Below are 19,226 nucleotides of genomic sequence, written 5' to 3'. Positions count from 1 at the left end.
CACCCACCCGCGCCCAGCCCCAGCGCCGAGCGACGAACTCAGTCGACCTCGGCCACCGCCTGCGCGAACTGCGCCTTGTACAGCCGGGCGTAGGCCCCGTCCGCCGCCAGCAGCTCCTCGTGCGCGCCCTGTTCCACGATCGCCCCGTTCTCCATCACCAAAATCGCGTCCGCGTCCCGGATCGTCGACAGCCGGTGGGCGATGACGAACGACGTACGCCCGTGCGCGAGTTTCGCCATGGCCTTCTGGATCAGCACCTCGGTCCGGGTGTCGACCGAACTCGTCGCCTCGTCCAGCACCAGGATCACCGGGTCGGACAAAAACGCCCGGGCGATGGTGATCAGCTGTTTCTCACCCGCGCTGACCCCCGTCCCCTCGTCGTCGATCACCGTGTCGTACCCGTCCGGCAGCGTCCGGATGAACCGGTCCGCGTGCGCGGCCCGGGCCGCTTCCTCGATCTCCCCCGGCGTGACCTCCCGGGCGGCCCCGTACGCGATGTTCTCCGCGATCGTGCCGCCGAACAGCCACGTGTCCTGGAGCACCATGCCGATCCCGGCGCGCAGTTCGTCCCGGGACATCCGTGCGATGTCGACCCCGTCGAGGGTGATGCGCCCGCCGGTGACGTCGTAGAACCGCATCAGCAGGTTCACCAGCGTCGTCTTGCCGGCGCCCGTCGGGCCGACGATGGCCACCGTCTGCCCGGGCTCCACCTTCAGCGAGAGGTCCTCGATCAGCGGCTTGTCGGGGTCGTAGCGGAACGACACGTGCTCCAGCGCCACCTGCCCGCGCAGCTCCTCGGGCCGCACGCCCGGCACCGGATCGGCGCTCTGCTCCTCGGCGTCCAGCAGCTCGAAGACCCGCTCCGCCGAGGCGACACCCGACTGCACCAGGTTCGCCATGGACGCGACCTGCGTCAGCGGCATGGAGAACTGCCGCGAGTACTGGACGAAGGCCTGCACATCACCGATGGACAGCGACCCCGAGGCGACCCGCAGCCCGCCGACGACCGCCACCAGCACGTAGTTGAGGTTCGACACGAACATCATCAGCGGCTGCATGACCCCGCTGTTGAACTGCGCCCGGAACCCGGCCTCGTACAGCGCCTCGTTCTGCTCGGCGAACTGCTGCGCCGACTCCCGCTGCCGCCCGAACACCTTCACCAGCGCGTGCCCGGTGTACATCTCCTCGATGTGCGCGTTCAGCATGCCCGTAGAGCGCCACTGCTGCACGAAGTGCGGCTGCGACCGCTTGCCCACGCGCGTGGCGACGACGAACGACAGCGGCACGGTCACCAGCGCGACCAGCGCCAGGATCCAGGAGACGTAGAACATCATCGCCAGCACGCCGATGATGGTCAGCACCGAGTTGATGAGCTGCCCCATCGACTGCTGGAGCGTCTGCCCGATGTTGTCGATGTCGTTGGTGGCCCGGCTCAGCACCTCACCGCGCTGGCGCTTGTCGAAGTACGACAGCGGCAGCCGCGACAGCTTCGTCTGCACGTCCTCGCGCATCCGGAACATGGTGCGGTTCACGGCCCGGTTCACCAGCCGCGTCGCCACCGCCATCAGCAGACCGGCCACCAGGAACACGCCCAGCGCGAGCAGCAGCACGTTCCCCACGGACGTGAAGTCGATGCCCTTGCCGGGGGTGAAGTCGGTGCTGCGCAGCATGTCGGCGACGTCACCGTCCCCGCGCTGCCGCATGGAGTCGAGGACCTGCTCCTTGCTCGCCCCGTCCGGCATGTCCCGCCCGACGATGCCCGCGAAGACCAGGTCGGTCGCCTTGCCGAGGATCTTCGGCCCGACGACGTTGAGACCGACGCTGAGCACCACGCACAGCAGCAGCACGTAGATGGTCACGCGCTCCGGCCGGAACTGCGCGACGAGCCGTTTGCCCGACCCCTTGAAGTCCAGCGAGCGCTGGTCGGGGCCGCCCCCGGCCACCATCCGCCCCATGGGCCCCGCCATCAGGCAGCCTCCGCTTCCGTGAGCTGGGAGAGCACGATCTCCCGGTAGGTCTCGTTGTCCGCCATCAGCTCGTGGTGCCGGCCGGTGCCGACGACCCGGCCCTCGTCGAGGACGACGATCCGGTCGGCGTCCCTGATGGTCGCCACCCGCTGGGCGACGATCACGACGGTCGCCTCGGCCGTCTCCTGTGCGAGGGCGGCCCGCAGGGCGGCGTCCGTGGCGTAGTCGAGCGCGGAGAAGGAGTCGTCGAAGAGGTAGATCTCCGGGCGCTGCACGAGCGTCCGGGCGATCGCGAGCCGCTGCCGCTGCCCACCGGAGACGTTCGTCCCGCCCTGCGCGATCGGCGCGTCGAGCCCGCCCTCCAGCCGCTCGACGAACTCCCTGGCCTGCGCCACCTCCAGCGCGTGCCACAGCTCCTCGTCGGTGGCGTCCGGATTGCCGTAGCGCAGGTTGGTCGCCACCGTGCCCGCGAACAGATACGGCTTCTGCGGCACCAGCCCGACGGTCTTCGCGAGCAGCTCCGGGTCGATCTCCGCCACCTCGACACCGTCCACGAGCACCTGCCCGTCGGTCGCGTCGAACAGCCGCGGGACCAGCCCCAGCAGCGTGGACTTTCCGCTGCCGGTCGAGCCGATGACGGCGGTCGTCTGGCCGGGCCGGGCGACGAGGTCGACGGCCCGCAGCACCGGCTCCTCGGCACCCGGGTAGCGGAAGCCGGCCCCGCGGAGCTCCAGATGCCCGTGCCGGCGCAGCTCCCGCACCGGCGCCGACGGCGGCACGACGCTCGACGAGGTGTCCAGCACCTCCTGGATGCGCTCGGCGCAGACCTCCGCGCGCGGCACCATCATGAACATGAAGGTGGCCATCATCACGGACATGACGATCTGCATCAGATAGGCGAGGAACGCCGTCAGGTCACCGATCTGCATGCCGCCGCTGTCGATCCGGTGCGCGCCGAACCACACGACCGCGATCGACGACAGGTTCACCACCGTCATGACGATCGGGAACATCAGCGCGAGCAGGTTGCCGGTGCCCAGCGAGAAGTCGGTGAGGTCGCTGTTGGCCTTCCGGAAGCGCTGCTGCTCGTACTCGTCACGGACGAAGGCGCGGATCACGCGGTTGCCGGTGATCTGCTCGCGCAGCACCCGGTTCACCGTGTCCAGCCGCTCCTGCATGGCCCGGAACAGCGGCCGCAGCCGCCGCACGATCAGCGTCACGCAGATGCCCAGCACCGGCACGACCGCCACCAGCACCCCGGACAGCGGCACGTCGAGACCGAGCGCCAGCACGATGCCGCCCACGCACATGATCGGCGCCGACACCATCAGCGTGAACGTCATCAGCGCCAGCATCTGCACCTGCTGGACGTCGTTCGTCGTCCGGGTGATCAGCGAGGGCGCCCCGAAGTGACCGACCTCACGCGCGGAGAACGACTGCACCCGGTCGAACACGGCCGCCCGCAGGTCCCGCCCGAGCGCCGCAGCCGTCCGGGCGCCGTAGAACACGGCACCGATGTTGCACACGACCTGGACCAGCGAGATGCCGATCATCAGGCCGCCGTAGCCCAGGATGTAGCCGGTGTCCCCGTTCACGACACCCTGGTCGATGATGTCCGCGTTGAGTGTGGGCAGGTAGAGCGTGGCGCAGGTCTGCAGGAACTGCAGCAGCACCAGCAGGGCGATGGGTCTCTTGTAGGGCCTGATGTAGGTCCGCAGGAGTCGTATGAGCACGCTGCTTCTCTCGGAGTGGACGACGGGGCGGTTGGTTGCCCCTGGCCCCTATCGTCGAACACTCCACCCGCGTTACCTCAACCGAATTAACCCAACAGGCGGTCAGAACGCCCCGGGGTGCGTCTGATCCCGCACCGACACGAACTGCTGCCGCACCGCCTGCCCCACGGCCAGCTCCTCCCCGGGCTCCAGCACCTGCGCGACCGCGCCGTGCCAGGCCGGCGGGGTCCGTGCGTCGAGCGTGCCCTGGGACACCCCGAGCGCCCAGGCCGCCTGCCGGGCGGCGCCGATCGCCGCGTAGTCCGCCGGCTGCGGCACCACGACCTGCGTCCCGAACAGCGAGGGCGCGGCGGCCTGCACGGCGGGCAGTTCGGCGGCCGGACCGAGCAGGAACACCCGCCGCACCTCCACGCCCCGGGCGCGCATCACGTCCAGCGCGTCCGCGAGCCCGCACAGCATGCCCTCGAACGCGGCCCGCGCCAGATGCTCCGCCTTCATCGACTCGCGCCGCAGGCCCGCCAGGGTCCCGGCGGTGTGCGGCAGGTTCGGCGTGCGCTCACCCTCCAGATAGGGCAGCAGCACCAGCCCGTGCGCCCCCGGCGTCGACTTCATCGCCAGCTCGGACAGGCTCTCCAGATCGGACAGCCCCAGCAGCTCGGCGGTCCCGCGCAGCGTCCGTACGGCGTTCAGCGTGGTGACGACGGGCAGGTGCATGCCGGTCGCGTCGGCGAGGGCGGTGATCATCCCGGAGCCGTCGACCAGCGCCTCGGGGTGGACGGCCATCACGGACCCGGACGCGCCCAGCGAGACGACCGCGTCCCCGAGGCCGATGCCGAGCCCGAAGGCCGCCGCCATGGTCTCGCCGGTCCCGACGGAGATCAGCAGCCCCTCCGGGGTCCTGCCGGCCGCGTCCGCGGGGCCGATCACCTCCGGCAGCATCACCTGGTGCCCGAGCGCCAGCTCGACCAGGTCGGGCCGGTAGGCGCCGGTCGCCGCCGACCAGTACCCGGTCCCGGACGCCCCGCCCCGGTCGGTGGTCCGTCGCACCGGCCGGCCCAGCAGCTGCCACACCAGCCAGTCGTGAGCCTGCAGCAGGATCGCGGTGCGCTGCGCGTTCTCGGGCTCGGTCCGGGCCAGCCAGCGCAGCTTCGTCACCGGCTGCGCGGCCTGCGGCACACACCCCACCGCCTGCGCCCACGCCTCGCGCCCCCCGAGCGCGTCGATGAGATCGGCCGCCGCGACCTGCGTCCGCTTGTCGCCGCCGACCATCGCCGGCCGCACGGTGTTGCCCTGCGCGTCCAGCGGCACGACGGCGTTCTGCTGCGCCGAGACGCCGATCGCCTGCACGCCCTCGAGCAGCCCGCCGCCCGCGGCCTCGCCCAGAGACAGCAGCCAGGCCTGCGGATCGACGTCGGACGGTCGGCCGCCGCCGTCGGGGCTCTCCACCGGATGCGGTGCATATCCCTGCCTGAGCACGGCTCCGGTGTCCGTGTCACAGACGACGATACGAGTGAAATCGGGCGAACTGTCCAACCCGGCGACTATCCCCATGGCCAAAATTCTGCCGCACGCTCCGCTTGGGTTGAGCCGTGGGCGCCGTGGGGGTGCGTCGCCGGGGTTCGGGTGCGGGTGCTTCGTGGCTGGTCGCGCTGTTCCCCGCGCCCCTGGGCGGGCATGACCCCGCCCGGCGTCGAGAAAGAACTGTTACGTATTGCTTGTGCCCCAGTCGTCCTCGCCGCCGTTGTGGATGGCTCGCTCGCGGAGGTGGCGGACTCGCTCGGCCACCGAGTCGGGGACGCGGTCGCCGACCCTGTCGCTCACCACGTGGTACGCCTTGCCCGCGAACTCGCGGCCCTGCTGGGCCGCCGACTCCGCGGTGTTGCGGACGGCGGGGTTCTGCGCGAACTGGCGGGCCGACTTCTTCAGCTGTTCGTAGCGCTCGCGTCCGGCCCTCGTGCCCAGCACGTAACCCAGGACGACTCCGGCGACGAACGTGAGCCGGTAACGCATGGCGGTCACCCTTCCCTTGCCTAGGTCTCCGGTGCGGCGTGGGCGCCGGGGAGTACCGATTGGCGGAGCACCCCCCTGCTTGCGCTAATGTATGTGTCGCAGCGAGCGCGCGCCCCCTGGCGAATACCCAGGTAGGTGCGTTCGATGCAACGAGACCTTCCTCGGTAGCTCAATTGGCAGAGCAGCCGGCTGTTAACCGGCAGGTTACTGGTTCGAGTCCAGTCCGGGGAGCTCGGTCCTCCGTAGCTCAATTGGCAGAGCAGCCGGCTGTTAACCGGCAGGTTACTGGTTCGAGTCCAGTCGGGGGAGCACGCTGAACGAGGACCCCCACAGGGGTCCTTTTTCATGTCCGTTCCGATCTCCCGGGAACCGCGCAGGGCTGGTCGCAGTCCTCATGGTCACGAAGGCCGTGCGAAGCCGACCATCCGAAGCAGGAGATCGTATGAGCGGCTATGCTGCGGCAGACGGCGCGCACACATGTACGCGACACGCCGCTATGGGGCGGTAGCTCAGCCGGTTAGAGCAGCGGACTCATAATCCGTCGGCCGTGGGTTCGAGTCCCACCCGCCCCACTAAAGGCAGGGTAGAGAAACGCTCTGAACTGCGGAAACGTCTTTTCGGGCTTTCGGATTCGGGACGTTGGCCCGACGGAGTGGCCCCGTTGGGCGTTACGTCGGCGGACTCGCGGGACTGGAGTTGTCTCTGGTGCTGTGACCTGCGGTGACGCAGTGGGTGGAGGGGCCGCGAGCTGGGGTGGAACCGTGTTCAGGGGACGCAGGGCGGTACGCCAGGGAACGAGATCCCGTCGTCCCGCTGGCGCGGGGGAGTAAGTAGAAGAGCCGACGAGGTCTGTGCGAATCCATTCAAACTGGCCGGAGTCCTTCCTGTAGTGCGGAACAAGAGCCTCCCCTGGGGGTGAACCGGGGCAGCGCCTTCGCGTGGGCAGGCCGCGTCGTCAGGCGACGCATGACGGCACGAAGGCCGGGTCGGCCGGCCCCTTGCGCTCGAGCGCGTTGAGAACCCACTGGTGGACGACCGGGTCGTTGGGCGTCTGGTCGTGCTCGATCGTGTTGAGCGGGCAGCGGTCCTGGAGAGTGATGTTGGTGACCTCCCGGTCCGAGCCGTCCAGGAACGCGCTGGTGTAGGGCGTGACGACCTCGTCGTATCTGGTGGTGACGACGGTGTAGTACGGACCGGCCGGCGTCTCGTCCTTCGCGTTCAGGTCGGTCAGGAACTCCGACCCCGCCTGTTGCTCGTCGCAGGCCGGGCAGGCGCTGTTCTCGCTGCTTTCGAGCTCGGGCGTCGGTGCGATCACGCCCTCCGTGCCGTGGTTGGACGGAACGATCCCCACCAGGTCGTCGACCTGGGTCGCGCCGCCGAGGTACTTGATGTAGTAGCGGGGCATCATTCCGCCCTGGCTGTGTCCGACCAGGTCGACCTTCCTGGCACCCGTTGCCCCCATGACCGCGCCGACGAACGACTTGAGTTCCTCCGCCGACTGGGCAATGGGTCCCATGGCGTTGCCGCCGTAGTTCAGCGCGAAGACGCAGTACCCCTCGCTTTTCAGCTTGGGGCTGAGCGTCGGCCAGTTCTTGGCCATGGTCTCGAACGTCCCGTGGACCAGCACGACCGGCTCGGGGTGCTCGGCGGTGGGCTTGCACGACCAGTCGTTGGCTCCGGGCGGAGAGATGTCGGTGGTGTCGGCGGTGGCCGGTGATGCAGGGGACAAGACGGCAGTGGTGACCGCGAGCGCGGCGGCGGTAAGGACCGCGGGGAGGCGCGGAGGCATGGTCTTCCTTTGTCGACGGGGGAGGGGGACGGTAGGGCGGGGACGGAACTGGTGAACCCCGTCGCGACGGTTGATGGCCTGCCGCGAGCGGCATGCCGGGCGGGTGACTCTGCAGCCGAACGCTGTTCGGCATTGTCGATGGGCAGCGATTTTGTGTTCATGCTGCACGCGTGTCAACCCTCGGCGTCAGATCTTGGGTAGCCCCTGCTGCCTTCGTCCCCATGGCTGATCGGTCCGGGCCCGGGGTGGGCCTGTCAGTGCCTGCTGAAGTCGGCTCCATGCGCCCGAATTTGGTGGATGCGTTCACCGGGAAGGCTGTCCGCAATGGCGCAGCCGCCGCAGAGCCCGTTCGGAGTCACCAGGTGCGGCCCGCCTCGAGGATGAGGTCGCGGACCCGGGTGACGTCGGGGTTGTCGGGCCTGCCGGGGCGCTGGACGAGGTAGCCGGTGTTGATGGGCGGGTCGTCTGGTTCGTGCAGGGGCACCAGGGCGCCGGAGGCGAGTTCGTCCTGGCACAGGAAGCGGGGCAGGACGGTGAAACCGGCTCCCGCGACGACCGCGGCGAGTACGCCGCGCAGGTCGGGCACGGTGACGGCAGCGGGGCAGGACAGCCGGGTGCCGAAGACGTGCCGCCAGTAGCGGCGGGCGATGGGCAGGTCCTCGGCATAGGTGACCAGGGGGACGGCGTGCAGCGCGGCCGGGCCGTCGGCGGCCAGCCGTTCCCTCAGGCGGCCGGCCCAGGCGGGCGCGGCGACCAGGACGAACTCCTCGTCCATCAACGGCACGGCGGCCAGCGCCCTCCCGCGCGGCCGGACGGTGGAGATCACCAGGTCATAGCGTCCGGAGCGCAACTCCTCCAGGAGCGGGTCGGTCAGGCCCATGGTCACGCGCAGCCGTACACCGTCGGCGGCCAGCGGGGCGAGCGTCGGCAGGACCCGGGTGCACAGCAGCTCGGCAGGCCCTGCCAGATGGACGGGGGCGGCCGGCTCGTCCGGGGCGGTGTCGTGCCCGGCGACGGCGGCGAGCGCGTCGAGGGGCGCGGCCACGCCGGCCGCGAGGTCGTGGGCGACGGGTGTCGGGGCGACGCCGCGGGGCAGGCGCTGGAACAGCTCGCGGCCCGTCTGTCGTTCCAGGGCGCGAATCTGGGTGGTCACCGTGGGCTGGGACAGGCCCAGCAGTCCTGCGGCGGCCGTGAAGGAACCACTGCGGTACACAGCCAGGAAGGTGCGCAGCAGGTTCAGGTCCGGTGGGGGTGCCGCAGCGGGCTGCCGCACCCCGATCGGGCCATCGGGATCCCTATGTCTCACGTAGAAATCCTATCCGCTTCCTATGGCGAGGGGGCTGTGGCGGAATTCCGAAGCCTTACGCCCGGAACGCGGCCGGGCGCTTGGGGGACGCCTCGGCCAGGACCTTCGTCACCGCGTCGACGCCGCCGCGCAGGCCGTAGACGGGGGTGCCGGGCTGCTGGCGCCAGGAGTCGTCGATGCCGCCGGCGTCCACGGTGTCGAAGCCGAGCTCGTCGATGAGATCGCGGACGATCCTCTTGGCGGCCTCGTCGTCTCCCGCGACCGGCAGCGTCATCCGCCCGGGGTCGTCCTTCGGGCGTGGCTTGTCGAGGATGTCCTGGGCGTAGGTGCCGTTGAACGCCTTGATCACCGGGTGACCGAGGTGCTGCCGGGTCCAGCGGCTCTCGGTGAGCCCCTCGTCCTCGATGGCGGCGATCCTCCCGTCGCGCTCCTTGGGGTGGTAGTCGCCGGTGTCGATCACGGCGAAGCCGTCGGCGGCCCCGTCGAACAGGCCGGGCGGGGCGGCAGGGACTGGATGGGGCGGTTCAGCGCAGGGGCACGTACGTCCAGGCGGGCCTTGTGGTGGCTGAACCGGCTGGGAACGGGCATGGGTCAGCGCCACAGAGCGAAACGACGGGGAACGGGAGAACGAACGCCCCGGGGCGCGTGGTCAGCGGGTCGCGACCGGGGCGCCCAGCAGGCCGGACACAAGCGCGTCGGTCGCGGCCCCCAGCAGCAGCCTGCCTTCGCCCACCGACTCCAGCCCGATCACCAGGGCGATCGCGACATCTGCCGCCTTGCCGGGCTCGATACCGCCCATGGTGCCGGCCTTGGTGAACAGGTCGATCAGCAGGCGACGCAGGTCCGCGGTGAAGGCGGTGCAGATCCCCCCGAACAGCCGGGCCTTTTCGTCCAGGAGTTCGGCGGTGTGCGGGGAGTCCCCGGCGAGCTGCAGGGCCAAGTCGAGCTTGGCGGCCAGGACGCCCCGGACGCGCTCGGCGTACGGGGCGTCCTCGGCGGCCGCCGCCTGCCGGGCCTGCTCCAGTGCCTGGGTGTGCAGGCGGTCGGCGAGTTGCCGGAAGGCGTCGTCCTTGCTGCGGACGTACTGGTAGACCGCTGACCGGGACACGCCCATGGTCGTGGCGATGTCGTCCATGGTGGTGCGCCGCACGCCGTACCGGGTCAGACAGTCGTAGGTGGCGTCCAGGACTTCATCCAGCCGGTCAGTGCTCATGGCTCATGCCGGCTTCTCGAGCAGTTCCGCGGCGACGGCGGCGGAGGATGCCGGGTTCTGACCGGTGACCAGGTTGCGGTCGACGACCACGTGGGGAGCCCACGGCTCGCCCGGCTGCACCTGCACGCCCGCCGCCGTCAGGCGGGTCTCCAGCAGCCACTTCGCCTTGTCGGCGAAGCCGGCCTGCGCTTCCTCGGAGTTGGTGAACGCAGCCACCTGGTAGCCCGCGAAGGCGTTGGACCCGTCGGTCTTCACGGCCGCGAGCAGGGCGGCCGGGGCGTGGCAGACCACACCCAGCGGCTTACCCGCCTCCAGGGTGTCGATGAGCAGCTTGCCGGAGGTGGCGTCGATGGCGAGGTCCTCCATCGGGCCGTGACCGCCGGGGTAGAAGACGACGGCGTAGTCGTCGAGGTTCACGTCCTCGAGCTTGATCGGGTTCTGCAGCTCGGTCATCGCGGCGAGCGCGCTCGCGATCTTGTCGGCGTTCTCCTGGCCGCCGTTGACCTCGGCGGCGAGGCTGGCCTTGTCCACCGTGGGGACGACGCCGCCGGGGGTGGCTACGACGATCTCGTGGCCCGCGGCCCTGAACGCCTTGTACGGGGCGACGGCCTCCTCGGCCCAGAAGCCGGTCGGGTGCTTGGTGCCATCAGCCAGCGTCCAGTAGTCGACGCCGGTCATCACGAAAAGGATCTTCGGCATGATGTTTCTCCGAGGGTACGGGCCCCGGCTGGCCGGGGCCCGGAGGGGCGGGTTGCGTATCGCGCGCTCTGAGGTGCTTCGTCCGCTGACACTCCGCGATCACTGACACTGTGGGTGCAGATCGTCAGAGCGCGATCTCCTTGACAGTAGGCCGCAGCCCCATAGGTTTCCAATGAGGAACTCAATGTCTGACATTGGAAAACGAATGACTCTTCGGGAAAGGTTGCCCGCCATGACCGGACTCGGACCCGTCGCCTGGCCACCAGCCCCGTCAAGGACCGAACGGCTCGTGCTCCGCGAGTCCGAGGCCCGGGACCGTGCGGCGTTCATCGAGCTGTTCGCATCGCCGGAGGTGGGCACCTACATCGGTGGCTCTCGACCGCGGGATGAGCTCGAACGCGCGGTGCCCGATGTGCCCGGGCGGCGCCCTGGCCTGTTCGTGGTCGATCTCGACGGAGCGATGATCGGCATGGTCACGCTCGACCGGCGCGATGCGGAGCGTCCGGGTCATGTCCGTCCGGATGCCGGGGAGGCCGAGCTCGGTTACCTGTTCCTGCCTCAGGCGTGGGGATGCGGGTACGCCGCCGAGGCGTGCGCGGCGGCACTCGACTGGTTCGCCGACGCGCTTCCCGGCGAGCCGGTGGTGCTCTGCACCCAGACCGCCAACGACCGCGCGATGCGCCTCGCGGCGAAGCTGGGGTTCACCGAGGTGGAGCGGTTCGAGGAGTACGGCGCCGAGCAGTGGTTCGGCGTGTGGTCCTCGGTCACGACGTCCGGTTGAGCCGGGCCTGGGTGCGCGGCTCACGGACCGAGGTGAAGGTTGTGGCGAGCTGGTCGAGCAGGGGCGCTGCGCAGGGGTGGGGGTCGCGGGGTGGTGTGATCGTGTAGATGCCGCGGGTCGGGGGATCGACGAGGGCCACGGTGGTGACGTCGGTCCGCAGGGCGCACGTCAGCACGCCGGGTATCAGCGCGATGGCGTGGCCGGTTGCGACCAGGGCCAGCTTGCCGAGCAGATCGGCCGCGGAGAGGTCGATGCGGGCGCTGACTCCGGCCCGGGCGGCGTGCTGGCGCAGGAGGGCCGCCGAGCCGTCGTTGTCCTCGACCCAGGTCTGGTCGGCCAGCGTCTGCATGCGCACCGGGCCTGGCCCGGCCTGCGGATGGCCGACGGGAAGTGCGACGACCATGTCGTCCAGCCCGAGGAACCGTCGTTCGAGCCGCGGGTCGTGGGGCAGCCCTGGTGGTGCGTCGGTGACGACAGCGATGTCGAGATCGCCGGCGATCACGCGGTTGTGCAGTTGTGCGCTCAGGCCCGGCAGCAGGCTCCACGGGATGGATCCGGTTTGCTTCAGCAGGTCCCGGATGGCCTCGGGGACGATTCCCGCGGCCAGAGAAGGTGTGGCACCGACGGCCAGCGGCCGGTCGAGCGCGCCGTCGCGAGCGTCTCGTGCGGCGCGGACGGCGCGGTCGGCCTCGTTGAGCGTGGCCAGGGCGTGGCGCCGGAACACCTCGCCGGCAGGTGTCGGACGCACACCGCGCGCATGGCGCTCCATCAGAAGCACGCCGAGTTGCCGCTCCAGTCCGGCGATCTGCCGGGAGACGGCCGACTGCGTGTGGTTGAGCTCGGCGGCCGCCGCCGACAGCGACCCGAGCCGGCACACGGTCACGAAGGTCCGCCACACCGTCAACTCCATGGCGCCAGTATGCCCATGCGGTATGCGCATCCCGCAGGGCCGCTCTGCGAGATCTGCGCTTGTCGCAGTCATCGCGGTACCTCACGCTGGCGTGCATGACCACACCGCACACGATCGCCGTCCTCGGTTTGGGGCGCATGGGCGACGCGATCGCGACCCGACTGGCTGCCCAGGGCTGGGACGTCGTCGGCTGGACACGCTCCGGGCGCACATCAGGAGCCGTCAGGACGACCGGCGTTCCGAACGACGCCGTGGCCAAGGCCGACCTCGTGCTCCTGGCGTTGTTCGACGGTCCGGCCTGTCGGCAGGTCCTCGACGACGTTCGTGACTCGCTGAGGGCGGACACGGTCGTGCTGAACACCAGCACCATCGCCCCCGCCGAGGCCTCGCAGCTGGCCAGGCGACTCGGCCCGTCCTACGTCCACGCGCCCGTGCTCGGCTCTGTGCCGGCTGCCGCCGGCGGCGCCCTGCAGATTCTCGCCGCCGCCGAACAAGGCACGCTCGACCGGGTCCGACCGGTCCTGGAAACGCTGGGCACCGTGCGGCGCGTCGACGACGCCTGCACCGCCGCCGCACTCAAGCTGATCGCCAACAACAGCCTCGCCGGCGCCGTCCTCGCCCTGCGCGATTCACTGCGACAAGCCGACGCCCTGGGCCTGCCCCGTTCCCAGGCGCTGGACATTCTCGAACTCGGCCCGCTCGGCGGGCTCGTGGCCCGCAAGCGCCCCTTCCTCACCGACCAGGCGGGTGCCGGCACGGCCGAATTCACGATCGGCGCGCTGGCCAAGGACATGGCTCTGCTGGCCGCCGCGTCGGACACGCCCCTGCGCAGCGCGGCCAACGTGGCTGACACCCCTGCCGACCCTCAGGCCGACATCGCCGTCGCCGCCACGGTCCCCGCCGTGGACGACGCCGTGCTCGAACCGCTCCGCGCCTACATCCGAGGGCACGCCACCGGCGACCCCGCCCACTTCCGCGACGCGTTCCTGCCCACCGCCCACATCGAGGGAATCCGGGACGGCGCATTCGTCTCGTGGCCCCTGGAGGAGTACTGCGCTCTCTTCCACGGCCGGCCGGCCCCGGACGAACCGACCCGCTCCCGCCGCGTCGACGCCATCGACGTCCACGGCACCGTCGCGACCGCGACCATGACGCTCTCGCACGGCGCGGACACGTTCATCGACGTCTTCCTGCTGGTCCGCGTCGACGACGGCTGGCGCATCGCCAACAAGGCTTATCACCGAGGTGTCAGCGCAGCAGGAGCTGCACGATCGCGATGATGCCGACGGCGACGATGACGGCGCGCAGGGCGGTGGGCCTGAGGCGGCGGCCGACCTTGGCGCCGATCTGTCCGCCGAGGGCGGAGCCGACGGCGATGAGCAGGACCGCCGTCCAGTCGAACTCGGCGACGAAGAGGAAGAAGCAGGCGGCGACGCCGTTGACGACGGCTCCGAGGATGTTCTTGACGGCGTTGACGCGTTGCAGGTCCTCGTCGAGGAACAGGCCCAGCAGGGAGAAGTACAGGACCCCTTGGGCGGCGCCGAAGTAGCCGCCGTACCCGCTCGCGAGGAGCAGTCCGACCAGGAGGAAGGGTCCGCCGTGCGGGCGGCCGGTGGTGCCGTTGTTCGCGCGGCGGCGCTGTACGGCTTTGGCGAGGCGTGGCTGGAGCAGTACGAGCACGAGCGCGAGAGCGATCAGTACGGGGACGATCGTGTCGAAGGCCTCGGAGGGCAGGGTGAGGAGCAGGACGGCGCCGCCGAGTCCGCCGACGAGCGCGGTGAGGCCGAGGACGAGTGCGCGGCGGCTCTGTCCGCGGAGTTCGGCGCGGTAGCCGATGGCTCCGCTTATGGAGCCGGGGACGAGACCGAGGGCGTTGGAGACGTTGGCTGTGATCGGCGGCAGCCCGGTGGCAAGCAGTACCGGGAAGGTGATCAGGGTGCCGGAACCGACGATGGTGTTGATCGTGCCCGCGCCGATGCCGGCTGCGAGGACGGCCAGTGCTTCCCAGATGGACAACGCCATCTCCTTACATGGTCAATGTGTCGCCTCCCCGCCGCGCGGCGGTCGAGGGGCTCGCACTGATCATGCACGATCAAGGGCTCGCCGCGATGCGCCTGCTCAGTTCCTCGGCCGTCAGGCTGCCCGGCTCCCGGCTCCGGCCCACGCTCTCCCGGGCGGCGTGCTGCAGGGCCGCGTTCACCGGGGTGGGCACGCCGTGCTCCCGGCCGAGCAGCACGATCTCCCCGTTGAGGTAGTCCGTCTCGATGGATCCCGCGCCCCGCGCCAGGCTCTGCCAGGACGAGCCGCGTGAGCGCTCGCCGTCGATCGGCTGCGGGTCGACCGTCCCGCTGCGCAGCTCGGTGATCTCGGCCTCGCTCGCGTGGGCGATGCCCGCGGCGTCGAGGGCCGCGGCACCCTCGGCCTTCGCCCGGGCGACCAGGTCCTGCGCGGTGGCGTCGGAGACGGAGCCGCACACGGCCTCGACCACGTTGGCGAGGTTGCCGAGGAGCTTGCCGTACTTCCAGCGCATCACGTCCGCCACCACCGGAGCCAGGAAGCGGGACTTCTCCAGGTCGTCCGCGATCCGCCGGGCGGTGTCGTCCGGGCCCGTCCCGTACCGGCCGATGACCAGAGCGCCGGTGTACGGGCCGCAGGACGCGACGACCTCACCGGGGTTCAGGTGGGTGCAGGGCAGGACGACGCACACGCCGTAGACCTCACGGAAGCGGCGCAGTGCCAGGCGCTCGTTCTCCACGCCGTTCTGGGCGCACACCACAGGCAGGCGTTCGCCCGCCGTGCCGCCGCCCGCCACCGGCCGCGCGGCCCACGCGTCCAGGGCGGCCACGCTGTCCTGGGTCTTCACGGCGAGTACGAGCACATCGTCCTCGCGCAGTTCGACGTCCTCGGGCCGTGCCACGACGGGCACGTCGAGGGTGAGCGTGCCGGTGGGGACCTTCAGCCGCAGCCCGCTGTCGCGCAGCGCCCCCAAGTGCGCGCCGCGGGCGACCAGGACGACGGACCGGCCGCTCTCGTGCAGCCGCCCCCCGATCGAACCGCCGACTGCCCCGGACCCGATGATGATGTAGCGCATTCCGCTCCCCGGCTCTCCGCTTCAGGTGTCGTGCCGAGCATCCCGCGGGCGCCGGCTGAAACCAAGTGGCGTCGGCTGGTGCCCTGTTGCTTGGATTCCCGGTGTGACTTCTGCCTTCAAGGACGTGCCCCCCACCACCCTCGCCGATCTGCTGGGCCGTGAGCAGGTCATGGACACCGGCATCCGTCCGTTGTGGAACTCGCCCCGCATCGCGGGGCCCGCGTACACCGTGCGGTGCGTGCCCGGCGACAACCTGATGCTGCACGCCGCGATCTACCGCGCCGAGCCCGGCTCGGTCATCGTCGTGGAGTCGGGCGACGTGGACTACGCGCTGGCCGGCGGCAACGTGTGCGCCGTCGCCCGGCGCCGGGGTGTCGCGGCCTTCGTGGTCGACGGTGTCATCCGCGATCTCGGCGAGGTGCGCGAGGCGGGCTTTCCCGTCTTCTCGCGCGGTGTCATCCCGATCCCCGGAACCAAGGAGAAGGCCGGCGCGCTCGGTGAGCCGGCCCGCGTCGGCGGCGTGCTCGTGCACCCCGGCGACATCGTCGTCGCCGACGAGGAGGGCATCGTCGTGACTCCCGCCGCCCGCCGGGAGGAGATCCTCGCCGCTGCCCGGGCGAAACTCGCGAAGGAGGCCGAGGAAACCCTCGACACCTGGGAGGCGAACCACCGTGCCCGCATCGAGAAGGCGCTGAGCGAGCAGGGCTTCACCGGCTGACCGGACCTCCCGGGATGCCCATCGGAGCGGTGCCGTGGCGGCGTTGGCGGTGGGTGTACGTGGTGATCGCCTGCCACAGGTGGCGGCGGTCGGTGTCGGGCCAGAGGTCCGGGGTGAAGTGCAGCTCGGCGTAGACGGTGTGCCAGGGCAGGAAGTTGGAGGTGCGCTGCTCGTTGCCGGTGCGCCAGAGCAGGTCGACGTCCGGCATGTCCGGGTGGGGCAGGTGCCGCGCGAAGTCCTCCTCGCCGATCAGGTCGGGATCGAGATGGCCGGCCCGGGCCCGGCGGGCGAGGGCGGCGGCGGTGCGGGTGAGCTCGTCGCGGCCGCCGTAGTCGATGCACATCGTCAGCGTCAGGCCGGTGCGGGCGCGGGTGCTGCGCTCCCGCAGGTGAAGGAGGTCGGCCAGGTCGGGCGGCAGGCGGCCGGTGCGGCCGTGCCAGCGCTGCCGGACGTCGAGGTCGCGGAAGGGGTCGTCGACGACCTCGCGGCGCAGCAGGTCGAGGATCGCGTCGACCTCCTGCGGATCGCGGTGCCAGTTCTCGGTGGAGAAGGTGTAGAGCGTCAGGTGCCGCAGGCCGATGTCCAGGGCGCCGTGCACCACCTCGCGGACGGCGGCGGCACCCGCCCGGTGTCCCTCGTGCCGGGGCAGGCCGCGCTGCTGGGCCCAGCGGCCGTTGCCGTCCATGATCACGGCGACGTGGGCGGGGAGCCGGCCCGGCGGGATGTCCGGGGGCCGGTGGCAGCCGGGGTGCGGTGGCGGGGGCCGGAAGGTCCGGGTGCGTGCCGTCCGGTCGGCCGGGAGCGGGCTGCCGTGTCCGGCGGGCCGTGCGGGCGGCACCGTCAGCGGAGTCAGGCTCCAGGCCAGGGCGGCGCGGGCCCGGGCGGGGACGAGGATGCGGGTCCGGGCGTGGAGCGCGGGCCGGGGCGGGCGCCGCAGGAGGGCCGGGCCGGCGGAGCCGATCGCGTCGAGCTGGGCGCACAGCAGGGCGGCCATGGTGTGCAGGACGGTGGCGGGCCCGGGGTGCATGCCGCGGCCGAGGCCGTCCTGGGTCACCCACTGGCGGGCCAGGCCGGTCAGCTGCGTGACCAGGGCGGCGACGGCGGGGCTCCAGCGCCGCTGCGCCAGGTCGTCCGCGGCCCCGGGGTAGGGCTTCAGGGCCTCGTCGGGCAGGAGGAGGTCGCCCTGGGCGAGGTCGGCGGACAGGTCGGTGAGGATGTCCGTGAGCCGCACGCCGTCCAGGAACTCCTCGTAGGTCTCCCGGGCGTCCAGACGCAGTGCCACGGGGACGCCGGCCCGGTCGAAGAGGGTGCGGACCTGGCCGAACCAGGGCAGCAGATTGTCCCGGCCCCAGGTGCGCCACGCGGCCCAGTCGGCGAAGTGCCTGCCGTGGGTGTCGTCCTGGACCTGGACCATGGCGCCGTGCAGTTCGGACAGGTCCAGGCGCCAGCGGGCCGCGGTGTCGACCAGGGCGTGGCGGATCGGGTCCGGGCTTGTGCCGGTGGGCAGTTCGCGGTGCAGGGCGGTGATCCACTCCTCGACTCGCGCGGCCCGTCCGGCGGCGGGCGCGGTGCGGTCGTCGCCCAGGTCGTCGAGCGCGTTGGCCGCCGCCCACAGGGCCCAGCAGGCCGGGCGCAGCGCCGCGGGCACCAGCTGGATCAGCGCGTACTCCGCCGGGTCCTGCTCCCTGGTCCGGCGCCGGCACAGCCCGTAGGCCGCCCGCAGCGCCGGATCGTCGCCGATCACAGCGCGCGCGGAGGGCGCTCGTCGGGTGTTCGCGGGAGGTGCGTCGCTCACAACGAGGACGGTACGTCAGGTTGCGCGGTGGCCCGTGCATGCGGGCCGGGGCCGCGTCGGGACACCTCCTGGGAGGCGGTGTCGTCCTCCTCGGCACCGGAGCGGCCGTGTGCTGCGCTCCGGCCGTGGCCGGCCGAGTACCCCCGTGGGCCCCGGAGCACCGTGGCCGGGGTGAGCGGACCGGGCGGGGTGGCAGGTCAGGGCCGGCGGGCCCGTCGAGCGCAGGCTCTCCACGAGGACGGCATGGGCGCGGCAGCCGCCGGCAGGGTGCCGCTCAGCGGCCTGAGGCCCGGCCGATGGCGTACGGGCCGACGGCGAGGGGGCGGATCTCCCGGGCTCGGTCTCAGGTTCGGCGGCGGGTGAGGGCTTGCTGCAGGGCCTCGCGGAGGGCGGGGGACGGGCGGGGGCCGTCGGGTTTCGCGCTGGCCGTCACGGCGGCGGCCACGTCGCGGAGCTTGGTGTTGGAAAGCTGGGACGTCTCGCGCAGGACGTGCCAGGCCTCGTCGGACGTACAGCCGTGGGTGGCCATGAGGATGCCCCGGGCCTGGTCGATGACCGGGCGGGAGGCGATGGCCTGGCGGAGCTGCTCGACCTCCTCCTCGAGGACGTGCAGGCGCTCCGCGCGTTCCACTGCGACCGCGGAGGGGGCCGGGGCCGACGGCTGGGCGGGCTCCGGGTCGGGGTGGGACGTGGCGCGCAGGGGGTCGGTCGTGTCCAGGCCCGCCAGCTCCAGGATCCGGCGCGGCTGGCCGTGCCAGTTCGTGGTCGTGACCGTCACAAAACGCCGGCGGGCGAAGTCGCCCAGCACGTCGAGGAACTGCAGACCCGCCGTGTCCATGAAGTGCACGCCCCCCATGTCCAGGTCCACCCGCGTGATCGTGGGCGGCAGCTCGGCCAGGGTCCTGGCCAGTGTTTCCGCGCAGCCGTGAACCAGCTCACCGCACGGGGTGAGCTCGGCCCGGTCCGCGCTCACGCGGCCACTGATGACCAGTGTGTTCAGCCCTCCTGTGTGATGTGGTGATGCCGCTGACGTCATGTCACCGCCCTTTCGGTGCTCGTCGGTCGTGTTCCTCCTCGCCGGAACTGCTCGACGTCACTCGCCCCCGTCGACGTCGATGTGAGGTGCGCCTGCCCGCCGTACGGCGTACTACACACCACAGCGGGGAATGAGCTTCGCCTGGACGGGTACGAGCGCTGTGGTCGACCAGCGTGGG

16 protein-coding genes, 3 tRNA genes and 1 pseudogene are annotated in these 19,226 nt (G+C 71.3%); 6 read left to right on the top strand and 14 right to left on the bottom strand.

The features are described 5' to 3' along the window. Positions 1-38: 38 nt before the first annotated feature. The 4 genes from ACIBNA_RS36700 to ACIBNA_RS36685 all read right to left on the bottom strand — a co-directional run bounded on the left by ACIBNA_RS36700 (position 39) and on the right by ACIBNA_RS36685 (position 5,710). Positions 39-1,967 carry an ABC transporter ATP-binding protein gene (locus tag ACIBNA_RS36700; protein WP_399169533.1) on the bottom strand — a complete coding sequence of 643 codons (1,929 nt, stop codon included), beginning with the start codon at positions 1,965-1,967 and terminating at the stop codon, positions 39-41. Further along, positions 1,967-3,700: an ABC transporter ATP-binding protein gene (locus tag ACIBNA_RS36695; protein ID WP_399169532.1), complete on the bottom strand. Its 1,734-nt coding sequence runs from the start codon at positions 3,698-3,700 to the stop codon at positions 1,967-1,969. The genes ACIBNA_RS36700 and ACIBNA_RS36695 overlap by 1 nt, the downstream gene beginning before the upstream one ends. 102 nt (positions 3,701-3,802) lie before the next feature. Next, positions 3,803-5,251, bottom strand: a complete 1,449-nt coding sequence (locus ACIBNA_RS36690; protein ID WP_399169530.1) for an FGGY family carbohydrate kinase — start codon at positions 5,249-5,251, stop codon at positions 3,803-3,805. Positions 5,252-5,404: 153 nt separating this feature from the next. Further along, positions 5,405-5,710 (bottom strand): YtxH domain-containing protein, encoded by a 306-nt coding sequence (locus ACIBNA_RS36685; protein WP_399169552.1) that lies wholly within the window; start codon positions 5,708-5,710, stop codon positions 5,405-5,407. A gap of 158 nt (positions 5,711-5,868) precedes the next feature. Here ACIBNA_RS36685 and ACIBNA_RS36680 point away from each other — a divergent pair. From ACIBNA_RS36680 to ACIBNA_RS36670, 3 genes are all read left to right on the top strand, one after another. After that, a tRNA-Asn gene (locus ACIBNA_RS36680) sits at positions 5,869-5,941 on the top strand. A 5-nt stretch (positions 5,942-5,946) separates the two neighbouring features. Next, positions 5,947-6,019 (top strand) — tRNA-Asn (locus tag ACIBNA_RS36675). 189 nt (positions 6,020-6,208) lie between these two features. Further along, positions 6,209-6,282, top strand: a tRNA-Ile gene (locus ACIBNA_RS36670). A gap of 383 nt (positions 6,283-6,665) precedes the next feature. On the opposite strand, the gene ACIBNA_RS36665 is transcribed toward ACIBNA_RS36670, so the two are convergent. From ACIBNA_RS36665 to ACIBNA_RS36645, 5 genes and pseudogenes are all read right to left on the bottom strand, one after another. After that, entirely contained in the window at positions 6,666-7,499 is an 834-nt protein-coding gene (locus ACIBNA_RS36665) for an alpha/beta fold hydrolase (protein WP_399169529.1), read from the bottom strand. 355 nt (positions 7,500-7,854) lie between these two features. Further along, a complete protein-coding gene (locus tag ACIBNA_RS36660) occupies positions 7,855-8,805 on the bottom strand; it encodes a LysR family transcriptional regulator (protein WP_399169528.1) in 951 nt (316 codons plus the stop codon). Between the two features lie 55 nt (positions 8,806-8,860). Continuing rightward, positions 8,861-9,298, bottom strand: a pseudogene (locus tag ACIBNA_RS36655) (NADPH-dependent F420 reductase); the annotation flags it as partial. Between the two features lie 156 nt (positions 9,299-9,454). Then, on the bottom strand, positions 9,455-10,018 hold the full coding sequence (locus ACIBNA_RS36650) for a TetR/AcrR family transcriptional regulator (RefSeq protein ID WP_399169527.1): 564 nt from the start codon (positions 10,016-10,018) through the stop codon (positions 9,455-9,457). Positions 10,019-10,021: 3 nt separating this feature from the next. Beyond that, positions 10,022-10,717, bottom strand: a complete 696-nt coding sequence (locus ACIBNA_RS36645) for a type 1 glutamine amidotransferase domain-containing protein (protein WP_399169526.1) — start codon at positions 10,715-10,717, stop codon at positions 10,022-10,024. A gap of 232 nt (positions 10,718-10,949) precedes the next feature. Here ACIBNA_RS36645 and ACIBNA_RS36640 point away from each other — a divergent pair, with 232 nt between their 5' ends. Beyond that, on the top strand, positions 10,950-11,498 hold the full coding sequence (locus ACIBNA_RS36640) for a GNAT family N-acetyltransferase (RefSeq protein WP_399169525.1): 549 nt from the start codon (positions 10,950-10,952) through the stop codon (positions 11,496-11,498). Here ACIBNA_RS36640 and ACIBNA_RS36635 read toward each other — a convergent pair. Beyond that, positions 11,482-12,408 (bottom strand): LysR family transcriptional regulator, encoded by a 927-nt coding sequence (locus tag ACIBNA_RS36635; protein WP_399169524.1) that lies wholly within the window; start codon positions 12,406-12,408, stop codon positions 11,482-11,484. The genes ACIBNA_RS36640 and ACIBNA_RS36635 overlap by 17 nt on opposite strands. Before the next feature lie 95 nt (positions 12,409-12,503). Between ACIBNA_RS36635 and ACIBNA_RS36630 the strand changes: the two genes are divergently transcribed. Then, a complete protein-coding gene (locus ACIBNA_RS36630; RefSeq protein ID WP_399169523.1) occupies positions 12,504-13,688 on the top strand; it encodes a nuclear transport factor 2 family protein in 1,185 nt (394 codons plus the stop codon). On the opposite strand, the gene ACIBNA_RS36625 is transcribed toward ACIBNA_RS36630, so the two are convergent. Both ACIBNA_RS36625 and ACIBNA_RS36620 read right to left on the bottom strand, forming a co-directional pair. Then, positions 13,657-14,430 (bottom strand): sulfite exporter TauE/SafE family protein, encoded by a 774-nt coding sequence (locus tag ACIBNA_RS36625; RefSeq protein WP_399169522.1) that lies wholly within the window; start codon positions 14,428-14,430, stop codon positions 13,657-13,659. The genes ACIBNA_RS36630 and ACIBNA_RS36625 overlap by 32 nt on opposite strands. Before the next feature lie 70 nt (positions 14,431-14,500). Next, on the bottom strand, positions 14,501-15,499 hold the full coding sequence (locus ACIBNA_RS36620) for a ketopantoate reductase family protein (RefSeq protein ID WP_399169521.1): 999 nt from the start codon (positions 15,497-15,499) through the stop codon (positions 14,501-14,503). A 103-nt stretch (positions 15,500-15,602) separates the two neighbouring features. On the opposite strand from ACIBNA_RS36620, the gene ACIBNA_RS36615 reads away from it, so the two are divergent. Next, the gene (locus tag ACIBNA_RS36615) at positions 15,603-16,217 is read left to right on the top strand and encodes an RraA family protein (protein WP_399169520.1); all 615 of its coding nucleotides are present in this window, start codon (positions 15,603-15,605) and stop codon (positions 16,215-16,217) included. On the opposite strand, the gene uppS is transcribed toward ACIBNA_RS36615, so the two are convergent. Then, complete coding sequence (uppS, locus tag ACIBNA_RS36610) at positions 16,207-18,012, bottom strand: polyprenyl diphosphate synthase (RefSeq protein ID WP_399169518.1); 1,806 nt, start codon at positions 18,010-18,012, stop codon at positions 16,207-16,209. The two genes, ACIBNA_RS36615 and uppS, sit on opposite strands and share 11 nt — an antisense overlap. A gap of 343 nt (positions 18,013-18,355) precedes the next feature. Then, complete coding sequence (locus tag ACIBNA_RS36605; RefSeq protein WP_399169517.1) at positions 18,356-19,048, bottom strand: ANTAR domain-containing response regulator; 693 nt, start codon at positions 19,046-19,048, stop codon at positions 18,356-18,358. Between the last annotated feature and the right edge of the window lie 178 nt (positions 19,049-19,226).

Origin of the sequence: Streptomyces sp. NPDC050164, from assembly GCF_044459945.1 — a bacterium.
Taxonomy (GTDB): Bacteria; Actinomycetota; Actinomycetes; order Streptomycetales; family Streptomycetaceae; genus Streptomyces; species Streptomyces coeruleorubidus_A.
The sequence above is the reverse complement of the archived record's forward strand: the minus strand, read 5'-3'. Positions and strand labels throughout refer to the sequence as shown.